The organism is Streptomyces sp. NPDC002232, from assembly GCF_042890295.1.
Classification (GTDB): Bacteria; Actinomycetota; Actinomycetes; order Streptomycetales; family Streptomycetaceae; genus Streptomyces.
In genome coordinates this window covers 322,103-346,000 of sequence record NZ_JBIARV010000004.1, presented here as the reverse complement: position 1 = coordinate 346,000, position 23,898 = coordinate 322,103, and the positions used below count along the sequence as shown (strand labels likewise).

Annotated in this window: 20 protein-coding genes; 9 read left to right on the top strand and 11 right to left on the bottom strand. The window is 73.9% G+C overall.

Annotated elements, in window-relative coordinates; genetic code table 11:
• Window positions 1–2: 2 nt before the first annotated feature.
• From ACFYXU_RS19555 to ACFYXU_RS19545, 3 genes are all read right to left on the bottom strand, one after another.
• Complete coding sequence (locus ACFYXU_RS19555; RefSeq protein ID WP_361392507.1) at window positions 3–758, bottom strand: (5-formylfuran-3-yl)methyl phosphate synthase; 756 nt, start codon at window positions 756–758, stop codon at window positions 3–5.
• A 378-nt stretch (window positions 759–1,136) separates the two neighbouring features.
• Window positions 1,137–2,078: a M48 family metalloprotease gene (locus ACFYXU_RS19550; RefSeq protein ID WP_389458853.1), complete on the bottom strand. Its 942-nt coding sequence runs from the start codon at window positions 2,076–2,078 to the stop codon at window positions 1,137–1,139.
• Entirely contained in the window at window positions 2,075–2,449 is a 375-nt protein-coding gene (locus ACFYXU_RS19545; protein WP_376512193.1) for a BlaI/MecI/CopY family transcriptional regulator, read from the bottom strand. Before ACFYXU_RS19545 ends, ACFYXU_RS19550 begins: the two co-directional genes overlap by 4 nt.
• 192 nt (window positions 2,450–2,641) lie before the next feature.
• On the opposite strand from ACFYXU_RS19545, the gene ACFYXU_RS19540 reads away from it, so the two are divergent.
• From ACFYXU_RS19540 to ACFYXU_RS19530, 3 genes are all read left to right on the top strand, one after another.
• Window positions 2,642–3,313: a DedA family protein gene (locus tag ACFYXU_RS19540; RefSeq protein WP_389405969.1), complete on the top strand. Its 672-nt coding sequence runs from the start codon at window positions 2,642–2,644 to the stop codon at window positions 3,311–3,313.
• Window positions 3,313–3,957, top strand: coding sequence for a phosphatase PAP2 family protein (locus ACFYXU_RS19535; protein ID WP_389405970.1), 645 nt, complete (start codon window positions 3,313–3,315; stop codon window positions 3,955–3,957). The genes ACFYXU_RS19540 and ACFYXU_RS19535 overlap by 1 nt, the downstream gene beginning before the upstream one ends.
• 301 nt (window positions 3,958–4,258) lie before the next feature.
• The gene (locus tag ACFYXU_RS19530; protein ID WP_376512189.1) at window positions 4,259–5,602 is read left to right on the top strand and encodes a chloride channel protein; all 1,344 of its coding nucleotides are present in this window, start codon (window positions 4,259–4,261) and stop codon (window positions 5,600–5,602) included.
• 90 nt (window positions 5,603–5,692) lie between these two features.
• On the opposite strand, the gene ACFYXU_RS19525 is transcribed toward ACFYXU_RS19530, so the two are convergent.
• Window positions 5,693–6,022 (bottom strand): hypothetical protein, encoded by a 330-nt coding sequence (locus ACFYXU_RS19525; protein WP_329852466.1) that lies wholly within the window; start codon window positions 6,020–6,022, stop codon window positions 5,693–5,695.
• A gap of 189 nt (window positions 6,023–6,211) precedes the next feature.
• Between ACFYXU_RS19525 and ACFYXU_RS19520 the strand changes: the two genes are divergently transcribed.
• The 3 genes from ACFYXU_RS19520 to ACFYXU_RS19510 all read left to right on the top strand — a co-directional run bounded on the left by ACFYXU_RS19520 (window position 6,212) and on the right by ACFYXU_RS19510 (window position 11,433).
• The gene (locus ACFYXU_RS19520) at window positions 6,212–7,051 is read left to right on the top strand and encodes a hypothetical protein (protein ID WP_389458850.1); all 840 of its coding nucleotides are present in this window, start codon (window positions 6,212–6,214) and stop codon (window positions 7,049–7,051) included.
• A 254-nt stretch (window positions 7,052–7,305) separates the two neighbouring features.
• Window positions 7,306–9,921 carry a class III lanthionine synthetase LanKC gene (lanKC, locus tag ACFYXU_RS19515; protein ID WP_389458848.1) on the top strand — a complete coding sequence of 872 codons (2,616 nt, stop codon included), beginning with the start codon at window positions 7,306–7,308 and terminating at the stop codon, window positions 9,919–9,921.
• Between the two features lie 315 nt (window positions 9,922–10,236).
• A complete protein-coding gene (locus ACFYXU_RS19510; protein ID WP_389458846.1) occupies window positions 10,237–11,433 on the top strand; it encodes a hypothetical protein in 1,197 nt (398 codons plus the stop codon).
• Window positions 11,434–11,536: 103 nt separating this feature from the next.
• Here ACFYXU_RS19510 and ACFYXU_RS19505 read toward each other — a convergent pair whose 3' ends face one another.
• Entirely contained in the window at window positions 11,537–12,259 is a 723-nt protein-coding gene (locus tag ACFYXU_RS19505) for a TetR/AcrR family transcriptional regulator (RefSeq protein WP_389458844.1), read from the bottom strand.
• Window positions 12,260–12,434: 175 nt separating this feature from the next.
• Here ACFYXU_RS19505 and ACFYXU_RS19500 point away from each other — a divergent pair, with 175 nt between their 5' ends.
• A complete protein-coding gene (locus tag ACFYXU_RS19500; protein ID WP_389458842.1) occupies window positions 12,435–14,171 on the top strand; it encodes an amidase in 1,737 nt (578 codons plus the stop codon).
• A gap of 192 nt (window positions 14,172–14,363) precedes the next feature.
• On the opposite strand, the gene ACFYXU_RS19495 is transcribed toward ACFYXU_RS19500, so the two are convergent.
• The 3 genes from ACFYXU_RS19495 to ACFYXU_RS19485 form a co-directional block, all read right to left on the bottom strand.
• Complete coding sequence (locus ACFYXU_RS19495; protein WP_376512180.1) at window positions 14,364–15,116, bottom strand: anti-sigma factor; 753 nt, start codon at window positions 15,114–15,116, stop codon at window positions 14,364–14,366.
• Complete coding sequence (gene sigK / locus ACFYXU_RS19490; protein ID WP_376512261.1) at window positions 15,113–15,700, bottom strand: ECF RNA polymerase sigma factor SigK; 588 nt, start codon at window positions 15,698–15,700, stop codon at window positions 15,113–15,115. Before sigK ends, ACFYXU_RS19495 begins: the two co-directional genes overlap by 4 nt.
• Before the next feature lie 342 nt (window positions 15,701–16,042).
• On the bottom strand, window positions 16,043–16,678 hold the full coding sequence (locus ACFYXU_RS19485; RefSeq protein WP_376517807.1) for a fasciclin domain-containing protein: 636 nt from the start codon (window positions 16,676–16,678) through the stop codon (window positions 16,043–16,045).
• 388 nt (window positions 16,679–17,066) lie between these two features.
• Here ACFYXU_RS19485 and ACFYXU_RS19480 point away from each other — a divergent pair, with 388 nt between their 5' ends.
• Entirely contained in the window at window positions 17,067–17,852 is a 786-nt protein-coding gene (locus ACFYXU_RS19480; protein WP_389458840.1) for a hypothetical protein, read from the top strand.
• Window positions 17,853–18,203: 351 nt separating this feature from the next.
• Window positions 18,204–18,665, top strand: coding sequence for a class F sortase (locus tag ACFYXU_RS19475; protein ID WP_389458838.1), 462 nt, complete (start codon window positions 18,204–18,206; stop codon window positions 18,663–18,665).
• A 364-nt stretch (window positions 18,666–19,029) separates the two neighbouring features.
• On the opposite strand, the gene ACFYXU_RS19470 is transcribed toward ACFYXU_RS19475, so the two are convergent.
• The 3 genes from ACFYXU_RS19470 to ACFYXU_RS19460 form a co-directional block, all read right to left on the bottom strand.
• The gene (locus tag ACFYXU_RS19470) at window positions 19,030–20,724 is read right to left on the bottom strand and encodes a nickel transporter (protein WP_389458836.1); all 1,695 of its coding nucleotides are present in this window, start codon (window positions 20,722–20,724) and stop codon (window positions 19,030–19,032) included.
• Window positions 20,721–21,854 (bottom strand): tetratricopeptide repeat protein, encoded by a 1,134-nt coding sequence (locus ACFYXU_RS19465; RefSeq protein WP_389458834.1) that lies wholly within the window; start codon window positions 21,852–21,854, stop codon window positions 20,721–20,723. Before ACFYXU_RS19465 ends, ACFYXU_RS19470 begins: the two co-directional genes overlap by 4 nt.
• A gap of 319 nt (window positions 21,855–22,173) precedes the next feature.
• Window positions 22,174–23,778: a DUF4331 domain-containing protein gene (locus tag ACFYXU_RS19460; RefSeq protein WP_389458832.1), complete on the bottom strand. Its 1,605-nt coding sequence runs from the start codon at window positions 23,776–23,778 to the stop codon at window positions 22,174–22,176.
• Between the last annotated feature and the right edge of the window lie 120 nt (window positions 23,779–23,898).

Sequence of the window (23,898 nt, the reverse complement as noted above, 5' to 3'; positions counted from 1 at the left end):
GGTCAGTTCACGGCCGGGGCGCCGACGGCGTGCTCCCGGGCCTGCCGGTCCATCTCCGCGCGGAAGGCGGTGACCAGGTGCGGCTGGATCCTCCCGGCGTTGCGGTCGCCGCCCGCGCAGACCGCGCCCCGCACGCCGACGATGTCCGTGCCGATGCGGGTCAGCGGACCGAGGTCGACCTGCCTGACGCTGCCGGCGAGGGCGGCGAGCAGGCCGGAGGCGTGGGCGCGGCGTACGAACTCGCCGCAGGCTTCGGGCGGGACGTGGTCGAAGAGCCGCGTGCCGTCCTTGATCGCGGTGTCCAGCATGGCCGCGTCGGCACCGGCCCGGGCGGCGATGTCCGGCAGGGCGAGCGGGTTGACGCAGCCGACGCGGTGCGCGTCGGCGTAGCCCGAGGCGACGACGAGGGCCTCGGGGCTGTGGTCCTTCACCGCGCGGACGACCGCCCGCATGACCTCGACGCCCTGCTCGGGCGTGGTGCAGCCGTACAGGCCGACCTTGATGTACGTGGCGCCGGAGACGACCGCGCCGAGCGCGGCCTGCGCCACCGTGCCGGGCTTGTACGGCACGTCCCCCACGGTGGCGGACACCGGCTTGTGCGCGGGCACCGCGGCGCGGATCTCCCGGATGACCCAGGGGAAGTTGGCGCCCAGCGAGCCCTCGTCGGGCTTCTTGACGTCGACGATGTCGAGGTGTTCGGCGGCCTTGGCGCAGTCGAGGGCTTCCTCGACACCGTCCGGGGAGATGAGAAGCAACACCATGAGTTCCTTCCGTCGCGTGTCCGCCTGCCGGAGCCGGGCGCGACGCACGCGGTCCGCATGTGGCCGGGGACAGGGAGGGGGTCGCCGAGTTCCTCCGTGGTGGGCTCATCCTTTCCGTCGTCCCGTGGGCACCGGTAGGGCGCGCGGACCTCCCCGAGGGCGCGCGAGGGCACGCGCGCCGGGAGGTGTGCACCGGCGCTTGGCGGGGCACTTCGACGCGCGGCGACCGCGCCCCCTGCGCACTTGCGTGCTCCGGTGCGCCCCGTCGGGGGCGGTCGCCCGGCGGCGGTCGTGTCGCCTCCGTCGTGCGCGGCGGGTACGGCGATGTCCGCGGGCCCGCCACGGGAGGCCGGTCAGGGGCCGGTCAGGGGCCGGTCACTCGAAGGGGAGTTCGCCCTGCGCGATCTCCACGCCCCGGTGCAGCCAGACGGCCCCGGCGGCGGAGGACGCGCCGGCGGCCCCGCAGAGCAGGACCATGGCCAGCAGGGCCGGGGCGACGCGGCGGGTGGGGGCCTGGGCGAGGAGTGCCCGGACCCGGGCGGGCACGGGGCCGGTGGTGCCGCCCGCCGCGAGGACCGGGAGGTCCGGGCCCGCCGGACGGCTGGTCGCGGCGAGGGCGGCGCGTCCCACGGCCCGGGCGGTGAGGCGGCGGTCCCCGCAGGTCCGGGCGGCGGCCTCGTCGGCGGCCCGCTCCGCCGCGAAGGAGACGTGCGGGACGACGGCGGCCAGGGCCGGGTGGCACCAGCCCGCCAGGGCGGCGACGGCGAGGAACAGGTGGTGCCGGGAGCTCAGGTGGGCGCGTTCGTGCCCGAGGAGCGCCTCGCGCTCACGGGCGTCGAGGGCCCTGAGCATGCCCGCCGTCACGACGATCCGTCCTGTGCCGCGCGGACCGCCCGGCAGGGCGAACGCGTCGGGGCGGTCGTCGTCGAGCACGCACATCCCCCCGGCCTCGGGGACCCCGGCCACCCTCCGGTGGGCCGTGCGCAGCCGGTCCGCCTCCGCCAGGCTCCCGCGCGCGACGGCCGTCGCGGTCACGACGAGCGCTCCGGCCGCGACGGCGGACAGCACCGGCACCAGGACGGGCGGCCCGGCGTGCAGCGGCCGGAGCAGATGGACGAGGGCGGCGGCACCGGGAAGGCGGAGCGCGAGCGGGAGCAGCAGGACGCCGAGGCAGGCGACGACGCCGAGGGCCAGTGCGGCCGCTGCGCCGGTGACCGCCACGAGCGCGATGTCCGGGCGGAGGCGCTCGGCGGTCCTGCGCGCCAGGGGCGGCAGGGCCCAGGGCAGCAGGAGGGGAAGGAGGAGGAGGGCGATCACGGGCGCTCTTCCCGCAGGAGGCGTCGGAGTTCGGCCTCGTCGTCGGGGCCGAGCCCCTCGACGAAGCGGGCCAGGACCAGGCCCCGGGCGTCGCCGCCCTGGTCCAGTGCGCGGTGCATGCGGCGGGCGGTCAGACCGTTCTCGTCCTCCACCGCGAAGTAGACGAAGCCCCGGCCGCCCGGACGGCGTCCGATCACGCCCTTGTCGTGGAGCCGGGCCAGGAGCGTGGCGACCGTGGTGCGTGCCAGGTCCTGGGATATCGAGGCCCTCACCTGGGCGGCCGTCTGGGGCGTACCGGCTGCCCACAGGGCCGCGAGGACGCTGGCCTCCAGCTCGCCGGCGGGCCTGCGCTCACCTTCGGAGACCGACATGGAACCCCTTCCACCCACATTGCGTCTACAGTGAAGTAGACCGACTACTGTTCTGTAGACAGGATAGGCCGTCGCGGCCGGTCCGTACCCGCCGAGGACACGCTCGCCCGCCTGCCGGCGCCACCGTCCCCGCCGGGGATCCGGCGGCCCGCTCCGCCCGTCCGTCCCCGCCCACCAGAAGGGGCTTCGCCCATGACCCCCGCGCTGACGGCCGCGTCACCGACGCACCTCGCCGTGAACGTCCTCGACGCCCAGTCCCTGCTCACCGCCTTCGGCACGCTCGGCATCGCCGTGATCCTCTTCGCCGAGACCGGCCTGCTCGTCGGCTTCTTCCTGCCGGGCGACTCCCTGCTGTTCACCGCGGGCCTGCTCTGCGCCGGCCCGGCCGCCCAGCCCGGCCGCCTGTCCCTCCCCTGGGTGCTGGTGGCGGCCGCCGCGGGCGCCCTGGTCGGCGCGCAGACCGGCTACCTCCTCGGCCGGAAGGCGGGCCCGGCGTTCCTGGCCCGCTCGAAGTCCCGGCGGATCGGCGAGGGAGCCGAACGGGCCGCGGAGATCCTGCGGCGCTACGGCTACGCGAAGGCGATCGTGCTGGCCCGCTTCCTGCCGGTCGTACGGACCGTCCTGAACCCGCTGGCCGGTGTCCTCGGCGTCCCCGCCCGCGCCTTCACCACGTGGCAGGTGCTCGGCGGCCTGCTGTGGACCGTCGGCCTGGTCCTCGCGGGGTACGCGCTCGGCGCCTCCGTGCCGAACGTCGACCGCTACCTCCTGCCGATCATCGCCGTGATCGTCGCCGTCTCCCTGATCCCCGTCGTCCTGGAGCTCACCCGCTCCCGGCGCGCCCGTCGGCCGCGGGGGAACGTCTGATGCCCGGCACGATCACCCCGACGCCCGCCCCCACCCCACCGCCCGGTTCCTTCGACGGCTCGGGCGTCGACGGAACGGCCTACCTCGACGTCGTCCACACCGCGCAGACCGCCCCGGCGTGGCTCGACCACCTCGTCGGCGGGTACTCGGCCTACGGCCTCGCCCTGTTCGCCCTCCTCATGGCGGTCGCCTGGTGGCGGGCCCGCGAGGAGAGCCCCGAGCGGGCGGTCCGGGCGCTCGCCGTGCCGCTGATCACCGTCGCCGCGTTCGCCGTCAGCAGCCTCCTCAAGCTCCTCGTGCGCGAGGCCCGCCCCTGCCGGTCCCTCCACGTGACGGTCCTGGAGGCGTGCCCGGCCCCGGCCGACTGGTCCTTCCCCAGCAACCACGCCACCCTCGCCGGGGCGGCGGCCGTGGCGCTGCTGCTCGTCTCCCGCCGGCTGGGCGCGATCGCGCTGGTGGCGGCGGTCCTCATGGCCGCCTCCCGGGTGTGGGTCGGCGCGCACTATCCCCACGACGCCCTCGCCGGACTCCTGCTCGGCGCCGCCGTGGCGCTCCTCGCCGGCTGGACCGTGCGCCACGCCCCGGACCCTCTCCCCGAACGGCTGGTACGCGGCCCCCTGCGCCCGCTCCTGGCCGGGCGGTGACGGGCGGGCGGTCCCGGACGAGCGCCCTGCGCGCGGCGGGGCCGCCTCGTGGGCGAGGTGCGCGCGGGTGGCCGTCGTCGATCAGCGGCCGGGCGGTCTCCGGTCACCGCGGGGTGCGTCCCGTACCGATGCGCGCGGGGCGGCCCCACCGGCCCGCGCGCGCCTGAACGACCGTCACTCCAACGCCGCACAGCGGCGGTGTGCCCGCCCCTGCGCGGCGCCCGGCCCGTGGTACCACGTCAGGACGACGCCGGTGAACCGCCGCGATCCCGACGAAGGTCGAGCCCAGGAGCTGATGCGCATGTCGGCCGACAGTCCCGCCGGGGCGCCCGGCACGCCGCCGACGGACCCCTTCGCCCTGGTCAGGACCCGGGGCTACGTCGGGCTCCTGGTCATGGCCGCGGTCCTCGGCGTGCCGATCTCCGCCGCCGCGTACGGCTTCCTCGCCCTGGTCGGCCACCTCCAGCCGTGGACGTACACCGACCTGCCCGAGGCGCTGGGCTTCGATGCGACGCCCGCGTGGTGGCCCCTTCCGCTGCTCGGCGTCGCGGGCCTGCTCGTCGGAGCGACCCTCCGCCATCTCCCCGGGACGGGCGGCCACAAGCCCGCCGAGGGGCTGTCGACGTCGGGCGCGCCGAAGCCGCGTGAGCTTCCCGGCATCCTCCTCGCCGCCCTCGCGACGCTGGCCCTCGGCGCCGTCCTCGGTCCCGAGGCCCCGCTGATCGCCCTCGGCAGCGGCACCGCCATCTGGCTCGTACGCCTCCTCAGGCCGGACCTTCCGGAGCAGGTGGGGGCCGTGGTCGGCGCCGCCGGAAGCTTCGCCGCCGTCAGCACTCTGCTCGGGTCGCCCCTCACCGGGGCGTTCCTGCTGATGGAGGCGTCGGGGATCGGCGGCCCGATGCTCGGCGTCGTCCTCGTACCGGGCCTGCTCGCCGCCGGCGTCGGCTCGCTCGTCTTCGTCGGACTGGACGGCTGGACCGGTCTCGGCACGTACTCCCTGGCGCTGCCGGAGGTGCCGCACGCCGCCACGCCCGATGTCGCCGAGTTCGGCTGGGCCCTCGTCATCGGGCTGGTGGCGGCCCTCGTCGGCACGGGCATCCGGCGCCTCGCCCTCCTGGCGCAGCCGCGTGTGGAGCGGCACCGGGTCGTCGCCACCGTGCTGATGGGTCTGGTGGTCGCCGGGCTCGCGATCGCCTTCGCCGAAGGGACGGGGAGGGAGGCGACCGAAGTGCTGTACTCGGGGCAGTCCGCGCTCGGCCCGCTGCTCGCGCACAGCGCCGACTACTCCGTGGGCGCGTTGGTCCTGCTCGTCGTGTGCAAGGGACTGGCCTACTGCGCCTCACTGAGCGCGTTCAGGGGTGGCCCCATCTTCCCGGCGATGTTCCTGGGGGCGACCGGCGGCATCGCGCTGTCGCATCTTCCGGGACTGGACCTCACCCCCGCGTTCGCGATGGGGATCGGAGCCATGTCGGTCACCATGCTCGGGCTCCCGCTGACCTCGGTGCTGCTGGCCACCCTGCTGCTGGGGTCGCAGGGCCTCACCGTCATGCCGCTGGTCATCGTCACGGTCGTGGTCGCCTACGTCGTGTCGAAGCGCCTCAGCCCTCCGGCGGCCGCCGTGTCCGAGGAGACGAAGGCACCCTGACCCTCCGGGCGGCGACGTCCACGCCCCCCGCGCGGCCCGTGTCCGCTCCGACGGCGGGGGGCGGCTCACGGCCGGACGGGCCGGGCGCGGTCAGGCGTACCAGTCGGCCTCCGCCGGACGCGCCCGCCGGGGCACCTCCCGGGCGGGCATCGGCAGCCGTTCGCCGTCCACGAGCAGGGTGCACGCCGCGTCCCCGCCGAGAGCGCCCGGGAGCGTCACCTCGACCTCGATGCCGCGCGGCGGATCGGTGGGAAGCACGGCGGCCATCACGGTCGTCCCGGCGTGGTGCCCGGGGGCGCGCGCGGTGGCGACCTCCTTCCCGTCCACGAGGAGATCCAGCTCCCGCGTCCCGCCCATCCAGAGGTCCACGGTGACCGAGCAGCCCGCGTGGTCGCGATGAAAATGATGGTCCCGGCTCATGAGTGCCTCCCTGAAGCACCTGACGACCGCTTCCCTCCATCGTGACACCAGGTGACGGGGACGCCAGCCCTGGCAGCCGCACCCCGGGTTCATCACGAACGGAGCAGGTGCCCGAGGGCGTGCATCCACGTGCCGTGCGGATCGGCGTTGCACCGGGAGGAGCCCGGAGGGGCGCTCTAGTCTCGGCTCGTGACCCCTACCGAGCAGCGCGCCGAGGGCGCGGGACCGTTCACCACCCGGGTCACGTGGGCTCTGCCCGGCGACGGGGAGGCGGTCTGGGAGTCGCGCCCCGCCCGGCGCCGGGGAGTCCTCGCCGTCCGGGCGCCGGGCTCGGCGGCCGGCCACCGTGCCCGTGCCGACGCGGTCGCGGTGCATCGCCTGCGCCGTCTCAACGCCATCGCCGCGACGGCCTTCGTCATCGGCGGGGCCTTCTTCGCGGCCGGTGCGGGCATCGCCCAGTTCGGCTCCGCGGACGCCACCCGGCTCGCCTCGATCTACTTCGCCGGCGGCCTGTTCTTCAACACCGGTGGCTACGTGTCGCTGCTCCAGGTGATCAACGCGCCCCGCCACGTCGTCGGCGGCCGGGCCCTGGTCACCCAGCGCTGGCGGTGGTGGAGCTACGAGCCGATGCGGCTGGACTGGCTCAGTGTCTTCCTGCTGTTCACCGGCACCCTCGTGTTCGGTGTCAACCTGCTGGACTCCTTCCTCCAGGGACTGAACGTCCAGCAGGTCAACCGGCTGATCTGGGTTCCCGACGTGGTGGGCTGCGTGCTCTTCCTGGCCTCCGGGCACCTCGCCCTGGCCGAGGTCAGCCACGGCCGGCCCCGTGCGCTCCCGCGCAGCCTCGGCTGGTGGATCGTCGCCGTCAACCAGCTCGGGTCCGTCCTCTTCATGGTCTCGGCCCTCGCCGCGTACACCCGACAGGCCACCGGCAGCCCGCTGAACGTCGACATCGCCGACTGGGGCACCCTCACCGGCGCGCTGTGCTTCTCCGTCGGCGGCGTCCTCCAGTTCTTCGAGCGCCCGTAGGACTCCCCTGCCCGGGCGCCCGTCCTTCCCCGGGTGCTCGTCCTTCCTCGGGGAGTGCCCGTCCTTCCCTGGGCGCCCGTCGGGTGCCCTCCTTCGTGTGCCCGCAGGACTCCCCTCTTCGAGCGCTCGTACGGCTCCTCCCGGCGCCGCGCCCGTGGTGGACCGCCGCCCGAACCGCCTCTCCCGCTGCCGGTCCCGGCGGCCCGGGCGCGAGAACGTGGGCGCGGCCCACCATCCCGCTGTGAGGAGATCCCGTGCTCGAAGGCTTCGGCGAGGCGCTCGCGGACCGGGAGTACTACCTGCCGCTGACCAGCGTGGCCGACCCCGGACCGCGCTTCGCGCCGGGCGAGGTGCCGCCCGGTGCGCGCGGCTCCGACCACGGCATCTGGACGCTCTGGGCCCCTCCGGGGACCGGGCTCGCCGACCAGGGCTGGAAGATCCACGTGTCGGCACGCCTCGACCGGGCGCAGCACGTGCTCGACACGGTCGCCGGGATCTGCTTCTCCGAGGGCGTCCCGTTCAAGCACCTGAGCGCCCGGCTCCCCTTCCTCTTCCTCCACCACAAGCACGCCCCGCGCGCCCAGGCGGGCAAGTTCTGCGCCGTCTACCCGCCGGACACGGCGACCGCCCGCCGCCTGCTCGAACGCCTCCGCGACGCGCTCGACGGGGAGGAGGGGCCGTACGTCCTGACCGACCGGCGCTTCCGCGATTCGCGGACGGTCCACTACCGGTACGGCTCCTTCGGCGGCGCCCGCAGCCGCCTCCGGGCCGACGGCACCCGGGAGGGGCTGGTCCTCGACGGCGCGGGCCGCGAGGTCGTGGACGCGCGGCTGCCCGCCTTCCACCTGCCCCCGGGGATCACCGACCCCTTCGCGGAGCGGGAGGAGGAGCCGCACCGGGGCCCGATCCTGATCCGCGACTACGAGGTGACCCGCGCGGTGCGCCTGAGCAACGCCGGCGGCGCCTACCAGGCCCGTGACCGGCGGACGGGCCGTACCGTCTTCCTCAAGGAGGCCCGCGCGCACAACGGCCTGGTCTTCGACGGGACGGACGCGCGGCAGCGGCTGCGGCACGAGTACGAGGTGCTGCGCGAGCTGCATGCGGCGGCCCCGGGCGTGGGGCCGGAGCCGCTGGACCACTTCACGGAGTGGGAGCACGACTTCCTCGTCACCGAACACGTCGCGGGGCAGCCCCTGGTCGGCTGGCTGAGCCGCTCCACCCCGCTGGCCCGCGCCGACCGCACGGCCGCCTCCGTCGCCGCCTACCACGAGGCGTGCCGACGGCTGCTGGCCTCGCTGGACGCCTCGCTCGGGCGGCTGCACGCGGCGGGCTACCGGTTCGGGGACGTCAGCCTGGGCAACATCCTGGTCACGCCCTCGGGCGGGGTCCGTCTCGTGGACTTCGAGGCGGCCTCGGCCCTGTCCGCCGCCCCGTCCCGGATGGGCACTCCGGGATTCACGCCGCCGCCGGGGCTGCGCCGGGCCGAGACCGACCCGCTGCTGCGGGACCGGTACGGCGCGGCGGCGGTCGCGCTCGCCTTCCTGGCGCCGTTCCACGAGACCGCCGAGCACGTGCCCGGCCACCTCGCGCTGCTGCGCCGTGACCTGGCGGACGTGGCTCCGCCGGAGGACCTGTGGCGGCGGGCGACCGCCTTCCACCTGTCCGAGGACCGGGAGCCCACCCCGTACGGTCCCGGGCGCGCGCCGTCCCCCGCCGAGCTGGACGCCGATCCGCGCGGCTGCCTGACCCGGCTGGCGGAGGAGGTGACCTCGGGACTGCTGGAGACGGCCGACGCCGACCGGCCCGAGTGGGCCTTCCCGCCCTCGCCCGAGGCCTTCCGGACCAACACCGTGTGCCTCGCCCACGGGACCGCCGGCGTCGTGCACGCCCTGCGCCGCGTCGGGGCTCCGGTGCCAACGGAGATCCGCGAGCGCCTGCGCCGCGACGCGCTGGCGCTGCGCGGAGCGCTGCCGCCCGGGCTGCTCGTCGGATCGGCCGGGATCGCCCCGGTCCTGGCCGGCCTCGGCCTGGTGGACGAGGCCGTCGCTCTGCTCCGGGACGCCGACCGCCACCCGCTCACCGCCTCCTGCGCCACCCTGTCCGGCGGGCGGGCCGGGGTCGGCCTCGGCTGGCTCGCCCTGCACCGGCTCACCCGTGAGGCGGACCACCTGGAGCGGGCCGTCGCCGCCGGAGAGGGCCTGCTGCGCGGCGCCGACCCGCGGGCCGACCTCGGCGCGCACGACGCCCGGGGCCTGCTGCACGGCCGCTCGGGTCTGGCCCTTTTCCTCCACCGTCTGGCCCGTGCCACCGGCGAGGACCGCTTCCTGGAGGCGGGCCGCCTGCTGCTCCACCAGGAGCTGGACCGGACCTTCGCGCTGGACGACGGCGCGCTGTCCCTCTCCGACGACGCGCGGTTCACCCGCGCCATGCCCTACCTGGCCACGGGCGCGGCCGGCCTCGCGACCGCGCTCACCCGGTACGTGGCGACCGCGCCGGACGAGCGCTGCGCCGCGGCCCTGCCGGGACTGGTCGCCGGGATCCGGGTCTCCCGCGCGACGAAGGAGGCGGGGCTCCACCGGGGCCTCGCCGGACTGGCCTGGTTCCTGACCGGGCACGCCGAGCTCACCGGGACGGCCGCGGCCCGCGAGGACGCGGTGCGCGCCGCGACCGGCCTGTGGAAGTACGCCGTGCCGTACCGGCGCGGTGTCCGCTTCCTCGGGGCGGGCGGGCAGCGGTTCACCGCCGACCTGTCCACGGGCGGGGCCGGTGTCCTGCTGACTCTGCACCGCCTGCTGGCCGGCCCGCTCCTCGACGAGCCCCTCCGGGCCCGCTCCCACCCGGCTCCGCCCCGGCTCCCGGTGCCCGTCTGACGGCGCCGTACGCCCTCCCCCGATCCCCGAGGCACGGCGCGACACCGCCCCGTGCCGAGGTGCACCACCCCGACGCACGACCCCGACGAAAGAGGAGATCAACCATGAGCCAGATCCTCGCCCTCCAGGCCCTGGAGACCGAGCCGGAGGCCGATGCCTTCGCCCCCTGCTTCAGCGTCGCCTGGAGCATCAGCGACATCTTCCCCGAGCCGATGTGACGGACCGGAGGTCACGCGGGCCGGGACGGGGGGCGGTTCCCCCCGTCCGAGCCGCGGACCATACTGGTCGGGCCCCGATCGCCGACCGAACGGTTCCATGGCCAAGAACAGCGTTTCATCGACCGCCGTCCCCGACACCGCCTGGCTCGGGCGTGGGCGTCACCTCGGGCCCGAGCCCGAGCGGGACGTCCGGCGCAACCTGCTCGCCCTCAAGGCGGCCCGGGTGATCGACGACTTCCTGGACCTCGACCCCGTCGAGGCGGCCCGCTCCACGGACCTGTATCCCCGGGACGAGTCCGCCGACCCGGGCCCCTCGGCCCGCCGCGTCTTCGAGGCCCGCTGGCGCCCGGCGGAGGGCGTCACCGTGCGCGCGCAGCTGACCACGTACGCACCCGAGTCCCGCCGCTCCGAGGGCGAGGGCGTCACCTGGGTCCTCGGCGCCGAGGCCGAGCGGCCCTGGGAGGCGGACTGGCCCTCACCGGCCACCGTGTTCTGGCCCGACAGCGACCAGGTCGTGTGGGACCACGACACGGTGGCGGACGTGCGCCTGCGGACCGCGAACCACCTGCCGCAGGACGACGGCGAGCTGCGCCGCCTGCTGCGCGCCTGCACCCGGCAGAGCTGGTTCCTGCACGTCGTGGTGCACGAGGCGATGACGCCGGACACCCTGGGGCGCCGCCCGGTCACGGCGTTCCTGCCGCCCGGCCTGCGGCACCGGGTGGTCGAGCACCGGGCCGCTCCGGACCAGGTGCTGGCCGTGGACTTCGCGATGAAGCGCGAGCTGGGCGTCGGGCTGTCGCGCGGCGGCGCCGTCGTCCTGCCCCCGGCGTCGTACTCCCTCGACGACACGGAGCACCTCACCGTGCGCAACGTCTTCCTGGACGGCACGGAGCCCACCGAACTCCTGGGCAAGATCGCGGAGTTCGCCGCGCTCCCCCAGCGACTGCCGGCCGACGCCGAACCGGTCCTGACACGGCTGCGCCAGGGCTGGCACCTGCTCACCCCCGACGAGGAGCTGGCTCACGCCCGGGGCATGGTCACCCAGTACGCCAGGGCGCTCGAAGCGATGACGGCGTCCTGCGACCTCTACCGGGAGGCCGCCGAGTCCGCGCTGGAGGCCCTCGCCGAGGCGAAGGGCGGCGACAGCGCGCCCCGGGCCGCGTCGCCGGCGACGGCCAGGGAGGAGGCCTCGCCCTGGAAGAGCCTCACGAAGACGCTCAGCCGCTTCCGCGGCCCGGCGACCCCCCACGCGCCGGGCGCCACCGAGACCCCGGAGCCTCCGCACGGTTCCTGAGGGAGCGGGGTGACCGGACCGGCCGCGCTCCGGTCACCCGGGGGATGCCGGTCGGCGTCCGGTGTGCCCGTGGCGCCGGACGAGGCCGTACGGAGCCCCCGGGTCAGGCTCGGCCCGGCGGGCTCAGTTCGCGTGCGAGGGCGGACACCGCGAAGGCGTGCGCGGAGGTGTCCTGCCAGCGGGACCGTCCGAACATCACGTCCTCGGAGAGTCCGCTCAGCATGGCCACGGCCCGGACGGTGAACTCCGGAAGGTCCACTTCGGCGAAGCGTCCCAGCTCCCGGCCCTCCCGGAGGATGGCTTCGAGTCGCTCGTCCCAGCCGTCGAGCAGGGCGGTGAGGACGCGACGGCCCTCCTCGTCGTGGCGCTGGGCCAGGACCTGCGTCCAGAGCGCGTACCGCTCGTCACCCTGATGACGGGGCAGGTAGAAGCGGACGAACAGGTCGAGCTTCTCCTCGGGGGACGCGGCGGCGTCGACGGCCCGCTGGAACTGGTCCCAGAGGTCCGCCTGGCTCCAGGCGAGGACTTCGAGCAGCAGCCGGTCCTTCTTGCCGAAGTGATAGAGGATGTGGCCGGTGCTCATGCCGGCCCGCGCGGCGATGTCCGACATCCGCACGGCCGCGGTGCCCTTCTCCGCGATGACGCTGATGGCCGCGCGCATCGCCCGCCCCCGTGCCTCGTCCCCGCTCGGCTGACGCTTCCGGTCCACCGGGGCCCGCACCGCGGACCGCGCGGCGGCGCCGGTCCCGGCGACCGCCGCCCCGGACGCGCCGTCCGGCGGGAGGAAGGGGTCGGGCGCCGTGCCCCCGGTCTCTGACGTCGGCATGAGCTCACTTTCGGTCACGGAAATCCGGTCCCAGTGTAGGTTCCGTAACTCTAGACCGTTAGTCTAGACTGAAGATCTAGTCAGCACGATGGGGAGTGTGACGACCGGCTGTGCCCGGCCGCCCCGACGGCCAGCGGCCGCGCGTGCCCCACTCACGGACCCAGGAGACACCCGTATGACGCGCGGATTCGATGTCGTGGAGACCTGTATCGCCGACCTGCGCGAGGCGCTGGAGAAGGGCGAGACCACCTCCGTCGAGCTGCTCGACGCGTACCTCGCGCGGATCGACGCGTACGACCGGCCCGGCACGGCCACCGCCCTCAACGCGATGGTCGTGATGAACCCGGACGCCCGCGCCGAGGCGGAGGCCTCCGACGCCCGCCGCGCGCGCGGCGAGACGCTGGGCCCGCTGGACGGCATCCCGTACACCGCGAAGGACAGCTACCTCGCCAAGGGCCTGACGGTCGCGTCCGGCTCCCCCGCCTTCGAGCACCTCGTGGCCCAGCGCGACGCCTTCGCCATCGAGCGGCTGCGCGCGGGCGGGGCCGTCCTCATCGGCCTGACCAACATGCCGCCCATGGCGAACGGCGGCATGCAGCGCGGCGTGTACGGGCGCGCGGAGAGCCCGTACAGCGCCGAGTGGCTCACCAGCGCGTACGGCTCCGGTTCCTCGAACGGCTCCGGCACGGCGACGGCGGCCTCGTTCGGCGCGTTCGGCCTCGGGGAGGAGACCTGGTCCTCGGGCCGCGCCCCCGCCTCGAACAACGCCCTGTGCGCCTACACCCCGAGCCGCGGTGTGATCTCGGTCCGCGGCAACTGGCCGCTCGTACCGACCATGGACGTCGTCGTCCCGCACACCCGCACCATGGCCGACCTGCTCGAACTGCTCGACGTCGTCGTCGCCGACGACGAGCAGACCCGCGGCGACCTCTGGCGCGCGCAGCCGTGGCTGACGCTGCCGTCCCCGTCACGGGTGCGCCCCGCCTCCTACCCGGCCCTCGCCCCCGCCGACGCCGAGTCCGCGTCCGACGCGCTCGCCGGCAAGCGCGTCGGCGTGCCCCGGATGTACATCAACGCCGACCCCGACGCCGGGACGAACCCCGACGGGGGCATCGGCGGCCAGACCGGACAGCGCGTCGACACCCGCCCCTCGGTGATCGCCCTGTGGGAGGCCGCCCGCCGCGACCTGGAGGCCGCCGGCGCCGAGGTCGTCGAGGTCGACTTCCCCGTCGTCTCGAACTACGAGGCCGACCGCCCCGGCGCGCCCTCGCTGTTCACCCGCGGGCTGGTCAGCCGCGCGTACCTCACCTTCGAGATCGAGGACCTGTCCGCCTGGGCGTGGGACGACTTCCTGCGCGCCAACGGCGACCCGGCGCTCTCCAGCCTGACCGAGGTCGACGGCAGCCGCATCTGGCCCAAGCAGGAGGGCGAACTGCCCGACCGCTACGAGGGGTTCGACGACACCATCGGCGACTACCCCCGCTTCGTGCGCGAGCGCCCGTACGCCTCCCTCGCCGACATGCCGCTCCTGGAGCAGGGACTGCGCGGCCTGGAGGAGACGCGCCGGGTCGACCTGGAGCTGTGGATGGACGGCCTCAGCCTGGACGCGGTGGTCTTCCCCGCCGTCGCGGACGTGGGCCCCGCGGACATGGACGTCGACGTGGCGTCCGCCGACCTGGGCTGGCGCAACGGCGTCTGGGTCGCGAACGGCAACCTGGTCCCCCGCCACCTCGGCATCCCGACGGTGACCGTGCCCATGGGCACCATGGCGGACATCGGCATGCCCGTCGGCCTGACCTTCGCGGGCCGCGCCTACGACGACAACGCCCTGCTCACCCTCGCCGCGGCCTTCGAGCGGACCGGCAGTCGGCGCACGGCGCCGACGCGCACGCCGCGCCTCGCGGCGGAGTGACCTGACGAGGACCTCGGGACAGCCCCCGCCGGCCGCGAGAGCGGCCGACGCGAGGGGCCATGGGGCCCCTTCCCACTGTGCGGGGGAAGGGGCCCTTTTCCGTGCGCGGGGGACCTCTCCTTGTACGTGTGCGGGGAAGGGGCCCCTTCCCCGGGCGGGCGTCCGGCACCCGGCCGCCCGGGACGCCCGTCGTCAGGCCGGCAGACCCAGGAGGAGCAGCGGGGTCGTGGTGGGCCGGGCCGATCCCGCGACCGGTTCGAGGGTGAGGCCGACGGCGCTGGCGTCGGCCGGGTCGCCGTCGAGGGCGACGGTGCCGTCGGAGTGGATGAACCCGGCCGGCCTCATCGTCCCGTCGTGGTCGAGCCACAGCTGGTACGTCTTGCCCGGCTCCGGTGCCGGCAGACCGGTGGCGGTGAAGACGGCCCGGTTCTGCCGGTCGGAGCTGACGACCGTGGTGACGGCACCGTTGGTGGCCCGGCCGTGGACGGCGCGGGCGTCCGGTGCCGCGAGCACGGCACTGACGGAGTCGAGCTGCTGCTCCGCCTGCGCCGCCTGCTGCCGGGCGTCCTGGTTCTCCTGGTACTGCCAGGCGGCGAGCCCGCCGAAGGCGACGGCGGCGGCCACGCTGGCCGCGAGGGCCAGCGGGACGGCCTTGCGCCGCAGGGTGCGGGTGATCCGCCGGGCCGAGCCCGTCGCGGGCACCTGGGGCGGGAGCTGGCGCACCCCGTCGATGGCCGTCAGGGTCAGCTGCTTCAGGGCGGGCGGCGGGTCCTGGGCCGCGGCCCCGGCCAGCCGGGCGGCGGTCGCCTCGAACTCGGCCACGTCCCCGCGACAGTCCTCGCAGTGCGCGAGGTGCGCGACGAACGCGTCCCGTTCGGCGGGGTCGAGCGCGTCGAGGGCGTACGCGGCCGCGAGGGTGTGCAGGTCGGCGTGGTGCTGGTTCATGTGGTCACCCCCATGCAGTCGCGGAGCCGGATCAGTCCGTCGCGCATGCGTGTCTTGATGGTGGGAAGCGGCGTGTGGAGCGTTTCGGCGACTTCACGGTAGGTGAGTCCCCCGTAGTAGGCGAGGGTGACGGCCTGGCGCTGTAGTTCGGTGAGCCCGCGCAGACAGCGGCGTACCTGCTCGCCCTCCAGCCGGGTCTCCACCTGCTCGGCGACCTCGTCGAAGGCGGTGGCGTGTTCGCGGGCGGCCTGGGCCTGCTCCCGGTCGGTGGCGGCCTGGGCCGAACGGACGCGGTCCACGGCCCGGCGGTGGGCGATGGTGGACGCCCAGGCGGTGACGCTGCCCGAGGAGGACTGGTAGCGCGCCGCCTGCCGCCAGAGGTCGATCATGACCTCCTGTGTGACCTCCTCCGACTGGGCGCGGTCGCGCACCACTCTGACCACGATGCCGAACACCATCGGCGCGAGGGCGTCGTAGAGGGTGGAGAACGCCCGCTGGTCGCCCTGGGCGACCTTCCCCATCACGTCGGCCAGGGCGTGACGGGGGGACGGGCCGGGGTCGCCGACGGGATCGGGCCGGTTCACCGGGCGGGCTCCGTGCGGAGGGACCAGGCGCAGCCGTCCGGTACGGCCGTCCGGGGGCGGGGTGTCCATCGCATGCGGGTCCTTGGTCGGGAAGCGGGGCCGCCCCGCGGGGCGCGGCTGCGGCCACAGTACCGGTGGCGGCCTGTGCAGTGCCTTCGTAGCGGACAGCCGTACGGATGGGGGGCGTTTCCACCGCCGCCTCCCGGGGGGATTCACCCGTACGAGTGAGAGCGGGCCGAGACGCTCCTCGGCCGGGCCGGTGTCGCCTACGGGGCGGCCCCGGGAGGCGGGCGGTGCGGCACCGGGCCGACCGGTGCCGCACCGCCCTTCGGGGTCCCCGGGCTACTTCGGCATGAGGACGGTGTCGATGATGTAGACGGTGGCGTTGGCGGTGGGCACGTTGCCGCAGACGATCTTGGCGGAGTCGTTGACGGTGAACATCTCACCGGAGCCCTTGGTGGTGATCTTGCCCTTCTCCAGGGTCACGAAGGAGCCGTTCTCCAGCTGCTTCGGCGTCAGCTTCTCACCGACCACGTGGTAGGTGAGGATCTTGGTGAGCGTCGCCTTGTCCGAGAGCACCTTGTCCAGGTCGGCCTTCGGGATCTTCGCGAATGCGTCGTTCGTGGGCGCGAAGACCGTGATGTCCTTCGCGTTGTTCAGCGTGTCGACGAGTCCGGCCTTCTTGACGGCGGTGACCAGCGTCGACAGGGCCGGGTTGTTCGAAGCGGCGGTGGCCACCGGGTCCTTGGCCATGCCCTCGAACGAACCGGCGCCGTCCTTGGGGACCCCGGCACAGCCCGGACCGAACGGGCCGTCGGCCTGCATGGCGCCCGAGGACGACGACGCGGCGGGCGCCGCGGAGGAGGACCCGTCGGACGACGCCGCGTTCCCGGAGCCGGAACAGGCGGTGAGGGCGAACGGCAGGGCGACCGCGGCGGTGACGACCACCGCGGAACGTCGGAAGCGGAGGGTGTTCATGAGGTGCTCTCCTGTAGGTGTCGCGTGCGTGCGGAGGCTGCGGAGAGCATCCGGCCGCGGCCGCTCGCACCACTCGGCGGTCGCCGGTGGCGGAGGGTCGTCACGTCGGTGCTCATGTCCCTGATTCGGAGCGGAGCCCTCACCGGATGGGTGCCGTCCCGCGCCGCGCCGGGCCTGGGCCCCCGGCACGGGCGCGGCCGGGTGCTCCGTCCTGTGGCCCACGGGGCTCGGCGTACCCCCGGATGGCGCCGCTTGACGCCACGTGAGGTATCGAATGCACCACCCCAAGTCGCCGTTCCGGCAGCGGCGGCTGACGGTGAGCAGGTCGCTGCGGTTCGAGAAGCCGACAGACAGTCAGCCGACGCATGCGACGGAAGGAAGTTCATCGATGCGCTCTGCCCGCATTCTCTTCGCAGCGACGGCCGCCGCCGGCACCCTGGCGCTCGTCGCACCCACCGCCTACGCCAGCACCGCGGGCGACTGGGACAAGGACGACCAGTCCCACAGCCGCCAGCAGGACCACGACAAGCCGCACGGCGGTATGCACACCGGCTCCGGCGCGCTCTCCCTCGTCACCGGCGACGACTGGTCGAAGGGTGACCAGGAGAAGGGCGACCACGACAAGGGTGACCACGACAAGGGCGACCACGAGAAGCCCAAGGGTGGCATGCACACCGGCTCCGGCGCGCTCTCCCTCGTCACCGGCGACGACTGGTCGAAGGGTGACCAGGAGAAGGGCGACCACGACAAGGGCGACCACGACAAGGGTGACCACGACAAGGGCGAGCACGAGAAGCCCAAGGGCGGCATGCACACCGGCTCCGGCGCGCTCTCCCTCACCAACGGCGACGACTGGTCCAAGGGCGACCAGGAGAAGGGCGACCACGACAAGGGCGAGCACGAGAAGCCCAAGGGCGGCATGCACACCGGCTCCGGTGCGCTGTCCCTCGTCAACGCCGACGACTGGTCGAAGGACAAGGAGGCCGAGAAGGACAACGGCTCCAAGTCCGAGAAGGACAACGGCTACAAGCCGGAGAAGCCGTCCGGCGGCATGCACACCGGCGGTGGCGGCCTGGCGGACACCGGCACGAGCGTGACGGGCGCGCTGGTGGTCGCCGCGGGGCTGGCCGGCTTCGTCATCGTCCGCCGCAGGAAGGCCTCCGCCCAGGCCTAGCAGGACCCGGACGCGGGGGCACCGCCACGGCGGTGCCCCCGCGTCCGGCCCGTACGGTATCCGCCCACATCCGAAAGGTGTCCTCCGGTGACGACCCCACCCGACCCCGCCAGCACGGGATCGCCCCGACGTACTTCGCGATGGGTCGTCCGTGGCGTGTTCTGGGCCCTGGCACTGGCCGTGCTCCTGTACGCATTCGGCGGGAGGATGTTCCATACGGACGCCATCTCCCCGCCCGCGCCCCCCGGACCCACCGCGACGCGGCAGGCCCCGGCGCCCGCACCGCAGCCCGCCCGGCCCAGCGCCTCCGCCCCGGCCGGATCCGGCACGAGCTCCGCGAGCAGCCCGGTCATGCCCCGCTCCGCCCCGATCCGGCTGCGGATCCCCAAGATCCGCGTGGACGCCCCGTTCACCGGGCTGAAGATCGGCCCGAGCGGCGCCCTGGACCCGCCCCCGGCGGACGAAACGAACCTGGTCGGCTGGCAGAGCGCCGGGATCTCGCCCGGTCAGCGCGGTACGGCGATCGTCGCGGGCCACCTGGACACGAAGACCTCCCCGGCGGTCTTCGCACGCCTCTCCGAGCTCGCACCCGGCGACAGCTTCGAGGTCGACCGCGCGGACGGCACGACCGCCGTGTTCCTGATCGACTCGGTGGAGAACTTCGACAAGGGCGACTTCCCCGACCAGCGCGTCTACGCGGACACCCCCGACGCACTGGTCCGGCTGATCACCTGCGCGGGCGCCTACAACCGCACCGCACGCGACTACACGGAGAACCTCGTCGTCTTCGCCCACCTCGACGCCATCGCCTGAGGCACTGCACCTGCGTCACCGGGCGGGTCCGCCGCGAGCTGCATCCGGCCCAGCGGCATCGGACCGTCCTGGCGCCTGACCGCTCGCGGGGGCGGGCACCAGGACGTGCTGACCCGCGCGGTGCTCCTGGCCATGCCTCAGCAGGCCTCCTCGCTGCCGATGGCCCGTGTGAAGGGCTGGTCCACCCCTGACCGGAATTGGTCGGGTGTCCCCCGGGACGACGCCAGGCCGCCCCGTCTCACCACGCCTTTGGTACGCGTCAGAGGGGCGAGCGCGCGAGGTGGACTCGAGCGGACGACGTGGCCGGCGGACTCGGGGGCGCTGTCGATCGCTGCGCCCTCTCCGCGCGGGGACGGTCTGTGTCCTATCCGTTTCCTGTTGCCGCGCGGATGGTGAGGCCGAGTCCGACGGCGATCACGAGGAGCGAGGTGAGGATGGGCCCGGTGCGGGCGATCCTGCGGAGTAGGAGGCTTTCGCGCAGGGCGTGGGTGCGGTGGTGGGCTTCGATGTGTTCGCGTACGCGGACGAGGAGGAGTCCGGCGAGGGTGAGTGTGGCGGCCATGCCGAGTCCGTAGCCGATGACGAGGGTGACGCCGAAGGCGGTTCGGCCCAGTGCGACGGCCCCGAGGAGGACGATGAGTGCGGAGGGGCTCGGGACGAGGCCGCCGGCGATGCCCATGCCGATGAGCCCGGCCTTCCCCGGACGCCGGACGGTCCTCGGCGCAGCGGGTTCCGTGGGAGGGCTGTGGGTGTGGTGCGCGGGGGCGAGTGTGGTGACGCGGCCCGTTTCCTGAGGCCGACCGCTCGGAGCGTGACGCCTGGAGGGGATCAGCGTGCCAGTGCCGTGCGGAGGCTCGCCCCTGTGATGGTCATGGTGGTGGGTGTGATCGTCCGCGTGGCTGTGGCTGTGGCCGTGGTGATGACCGTGGCCGTGGTGGTGTGAATGGTCGTGATCGTGGGTGTGCGCGTGGTTGCCGTGGTGATGGTGGTTGTGGAGGGTCTTGCCGCGTAGTGCGGCAGCGAGGAGCCAGAGGCCGATGCCTGTGACGAGGAGGCCGCTGGTCGTGCCGAGCAGGCGGAGTACGGATTCTCCCGCGAGGTGGGTGGCGGCGGGTAGGGCGAGGCCGAGGACGAGGACGCCGGCGGTGTGGGTGAGGGTGACGGTGGCCCCGACCGTGACGGCGTCGCGGCGGGTGCCTCGACGGCCTGCGAGGTAGGCGGCCATGATGGTCTTGCCGTGGCCGGGCATCGCGGCGTGCGAGGCTCCCAGTACGACGGCCAGGAGCAGGGCCAGCAGTCCGATGGGCAGGGTGATCTCCCTGGCGCCGACGAGTGAGTCGAACACGCTGGTGACCTTGCCGATGGTCCCGGTGATCAGACCCGCACCGGGGAAGTCCACCGCGGCGGGTGCCGTGCCATGGCCCTGGCCGGGTTCGGTGTGCAGGTTCGCGGTGCGCTGGTCGAGGGGGGACGCGAGGGGGTCCTGCGGGTAGACGCGGAGTTCGTGGGTGCCGGAGACGGCTGGGACGTCGGACCGGGTGATCTTCAGGTCTCGCGCGGTGACCGTGATCTCTCTCCAGCCGATGCGCCGGGTGTCGTAGGCGGTCGCCACGGAGATGTCGGCAGGCTGCGTGAGCACGGTGGGGGCGGTCAGTTCGCAGGTGAGTCTGCTGGTCTGGAGGCCGGCCTCGCCCGGTTGGAAGGTGAGCCCGGCCGACGTCGCCTTCCAGTCCGCGTCGCGGCTGCCCGCGTGGACGTGGAGTTGGCGTTGGAGGACGGCGCAGGCGTTCTCCGCGTAGACACGGGTTTCGGCGGCGCTGACGCTGCCGTTGTGATCGGTGTCGACGAGGGTGCGTTCCTGGAGGGCGGAGATCTCCGCGCGATCGACGACCATGCGGGCGTCGATGCGGTCGGGGCGCAGGGTCAGGCCGGTGTGGTAGTTGACGGTGAAGTTGCCCAGCGGGTGGGCGTTCGCGGCGGGGGCGAGGGCGACGCTCACGGTGGCGGCGAGAGCGGCGGCGGCCACGGCGGTGAGGGGAAGGCGCAGGGCGTGGTTCATTCGGTGGTGTCGATTCGCTGGAGCAGAGCACGGGCGTCGCCGGCGTGCAGGGGGTGGAAGCCGGGCTGGCGCAGTGCCTGGTCGAGGTCCTGGCGGGCGCCGGTACGGTGGCCGAGAGCCTGGCGGATGGCCGCGCGATGGTAGTGGTAGAGCGCGCTGCGGGTGCCCAGGGCAAGGGCTTGGTCGGCCTGTTCGAGGGCTTCGGTGTCGCGGCCGGCGCGGTGCAGTGCCCAGGCGTAGGCGTCGTGGACCGCGATGAACGGCCTGGTGCGCAGAGTCTCCTCGGCCATGGTGATGGCTCGCTGGGGGTTTCCGTGGTCGGCTTCGAAGAGGATCGCGTCGGTATCGGCCGGTGCCTTGTTGTTCACCCGGATCCGATCCTGTGCCCTCAGCAGGGCGAACTGGGCCTCCGCCTGGTCTTGGCGGCCGAGGGACTGTTCCAGTTCCCCCAGGCCCAGCAGATAGTGCGGGAGCGGGGCGACCGCGATGGCCGCCCGGTAGTCGGTGGCCGCCTTGGCGGGCCGGCCCACGGCTTCGTGGGCACGGGCCCGCGCTTCGAGGAGTGCCGAGTCGCCGGGCGACGCCCGAAGACCGCTCTGTGCCTCGGCCAGCGCAGTCCGGGCATCACCGTCCTGGAGGGCCAGCGATGCGAGGACGGCGTGGGCGAAGGCCGAATCGGCCGGGGTGGCGGCCGCGGTGAGGGAACGGCGCATCAGGTCACGGGCCCGGGGGACGTCGCCCTTGAGTTCGACGGCGTAGGAGGCACGGGCCAGGGACGCCGCGTCGGGGCGCAGGTCCGTCATCCTCTGGACGGCCGCCTCCGCTTCGTCGTAGCGGCCCAGCTGCGTGTACGCGTCTGCGAGGACTCCCTGGGCGGAGGCGTTGTACGGGTCGCCCGTGGTGGCTCTGAGGGCCCAGGTGAGTGCGGTGGGGAAGTCGTGCCGCGCTGCGGCGAGGGCTCCCATGCCGATCTCCGCGTCCGTGTTGTCGGCGCGTTGCACGGTCAGCGAGGTCGTCAGGGCCTTCTCCGCACGCGCGTACGTGGCCGGGTCCGCGGTCGTCCGCCCCTGCTGTACGTACGCCATGCCGAGCGCCGCCCAGCCTCCGGGGTCCTTCGGCAGGCGCTCCACGCGCGCCCGGAGCGCCTCGATGGAACCGGGTGCCGGGCCTGCGGGCCGGGCTGTTGGGGACCCTTGCGCGGAGGTTGCGCCGTTCGGGTTCAGGGCGACCGCACCGACGGTGAACATGACCGCCCCCAGAACCAGCACGACTGCGGTGCTGCGTAGCCGTCTGCGCCTGCCTGACGGTGGTGGTGTGGGTCGGCATGCGGTGGCGTGGTGCTGCACGAAGGGTCCTCCCCGGATCCCGGATGGCGTGTCACGGCCCGAGGGTGCGTTCCCGGGCCGTGACACCGTTGGTCGCGGCCTGTCCTGGGGCCACGACCGGGGTTCAGCTGTTCTTGTTGCGGCGGCGCAGGCGGAAGCCGCCGGTGCCGAGGAGCAGTGCGCCGAGACCGCCGATCGCGGCGGCGTGGGTGGTCGTGAGGGCGGGGGCTTCGGCTGCGGAGTTCTTCATCGAGGCCTGCCCGGCGTTGCGTTCCGGTCCGTTGGGGCCCTGGTTGACGTTCTTGGTGTGCGGAAGCGCCACGTAGGGGAACGTGTTCCCGAACGGGACCTCGTTGGTGTCGACCCTGTCGCCGTCGGCGAGGGCGGGGACGAGGACGCCCGTCTGGGCGGCTCCTTCGACGGCCTGGAGGGAGATGTCGATGACGTCGTCGGCGAGGCGGCGTCCGTTGGGGAAGCCCGCCAGGTCTCCGGCGAGGACCCCGAGACGGTTGGGCCGCGCGGTCGGCGGGACCGCGGTGTTCAGGCGCAGTTCCTCTGCGGGGACGATCCTCCTGAGGTTGGCGTCCTTGTTCAGGCGGTGTGCGTTGAGGTCGGCCTGGATGGGCCCGCAGGCCTTGCAGATGCCGGTCAGATAGATCTCGAACAGGTCCCTGCGCGGGGTCGCGGGCGCCGGGACCCCGTACACCTGCTGGATGAGCTTGGGCAGAATCGGGTCCAGGACCTTGTCGACGACGGGCTGGACGGTGCGGTCCTGGGACGGGTTGAGCGTGTTGAAGGCGTCCTTGTACTTGATCGGGACGACGACCTCGTTGACCAGCGGGTTGCCCAGTCGGGAGACCTGCTTCCAGTCCTTCCCGTGCTGCGCCTCGCGGGAGTCGCTGAGGGTGACGCCCTCGCGCTCGGTGGTCGACCAGATGCCGATGACCGGGTTGCGCGAGCTGTTCCCGTTCAGCGCGAGCTGCCTCTTGGGGACCTGGATGGCGATGGTGTTGACGTTGTACCCGGCCAGGGTGTCCTGGCCGCGCTCGCTCAGGTCGCCGCCGTAGAGGAGGTCGAAGACCCGCAGGTCGGCGAAGAACGGGTCTTCTGCCTGGCCGGCGTACGTCTTCCCACCGCCCGGCAGGTTCAGGGTCGCCTGATTGCGCAGCGCGGCGTAGTTCGGCATGGACGCCTTGCCCGTGCGGGAGGGAGCGGCCGGCACGTTCCGCAGGATCGTTCGGCTCTTGTTGCCGGTCGTGACGACGAGGTCGTAGAACTGGCGGAAGTTGAGGTCCGGGTCGTTGAGCGAGGTGACCTGGCCCGTGTTGTACAGGAACTGGTTCGCGGCGTCCCGGTAGCGGTTGTGGAAGCGCCAGGTGTACGTGACGTCGCAGTTGCCGTCGCCGTCGTTGTCGATCTTGATGTTGTAGCGGAGGTCGTCGCCGAACGCGTAGAAGTTCGGGCCGCCGTTCGGCTCCTCCATCGGGATCCAGTTCGCCACCATGGTGACGGTGTCCGCCTTGTCGGGGCTGGTGAACGCGTACACGTCGGTGTTGTCCGCGCGCGGGTCCCCGGCGATCAGGGGTGCCTCGCGGTGGCTGGAGGCCGCGCTGATGCCCGGCGCGAGCGTCATCGCACCCAGGCCGGCGGCCAGGGTCGTGGCGCCGAGGACGAGCAGGGACTGGTCCAGGACCCGTCGGGAACGCGGCCTGACCTGAAGAAGCTTCACGGCAATCCTTCTGTCTGCGGACACCCCGGCACCGGACACCTCACGGCATGCGTGCTGCAGGGGTGAGCTGTTGGGGATGGCGGCCGGCACAGCGGCGAGACTTTCTCGCGCCACCCGGGC

What these genes read in the sequence shown, in the direction of transcription:
- ACFYXU_RS19505 (WP_389458844.1), bottom strand. Translation starts at nt 12,259, where the DNA reads ATGCCGACGTCAGAGACCGGGGGCACGGCGCCCGACCCCTTCCTCCCG.
- ACFYXU_RS19535 (WP_389405970.1), top strand. Translation starts at nt 3,313, where the DNA reads ATGCCCGGCACGATCACCCCGACGCCCGCCCCCACCCCACCGCCCGGT.
- ACFYXU_RS19480 (WP_389458840.1), top strand. Translation starts at nt 17,067, where the DNA reads ATGCGCTCTGCCCGCATTCTCTTCGCAGCGACGGCCGCCGCCGGCACC.
- ACFYXU_RS19485 (WP_376517807.1), bottom strand. Translation starts at nt 16,678, where the DNA reads ATGAACACCCTCCGCTTCCGACGTTCCGCGGTGGTCGTCACCGCCGCG.
- ACFYXU_RS19475 (WP_389458838.1), top strand. Translation starts at nt 18,204, where the DNA reads ATGCCCCGCTCCGCCCCGATCCGGCTGCGGATCCCCAAGATCCGCGTG.
- ACFYXU_RS19540 (WP_389405969.1), top strand. Translation starts at nt 2,642, where the DNA reads ATGACCCCCGCGCTGACGGCCGCGTCACCGACGCACCTCGCCGTGAAC.
- ACFYXU_RS19525 (WP_329852466.1), bottom strand. Translation starts at nt 6,022, where the DNA reads ATGAGCCGGGACCATCATTTTCATCGCGACCACGCGGGCTGCTCGGTC.
- ACFYXU_RS19495 (WP_376512180.1), bottom strand. Translation starts at nt 15,116, where the DNA reads ATGAACCAGCACCACGCCGACCTGCACACCCTCGCGGCCGCGTACGCC.
- ACFYXU_RS19500 (WP_389458842.1), top strand. Translation starts at nt 12,435, where the DNA reads ATGACGCGCGGATTCGATGTCGTGGAGACCTGTATCGCCGACCTGCGC.
- ACFYXU_RS19545 (WP_376512193.1), bottom strand. Translation starts at nt 2,449, where the DNA reads ATGTCGGTCTCCGAAGGTGAGCGCAGGCCCGCCGGCGAGCTGGAGGCC.
- ACFYXU_RS19530 (WP_376512189.1), top strand. Translation starts at nt 4,259, where the DNA reads ATGTCGGCCGACAGTCCCGCCGGGGCGCCCGGCACGCCGCCGACGGAC.
- ACFYXU_RS19470 (WP_389458836.1), bottom strand. Translation starts at nt 20,724, where the DNA reads ATGAACCACGCCCTGCGCCTTCCCCTCACCGCCGTGGCCGCCGCCGCT.
- ACFYXU_RS19510 (WP_389458846.1), top strand. Translation starts at nt 10,237, where the DNA reads ATGGCCAAGAACAGCGTTTCATCGACCGCCGTCCCCGACACCGCCTGG.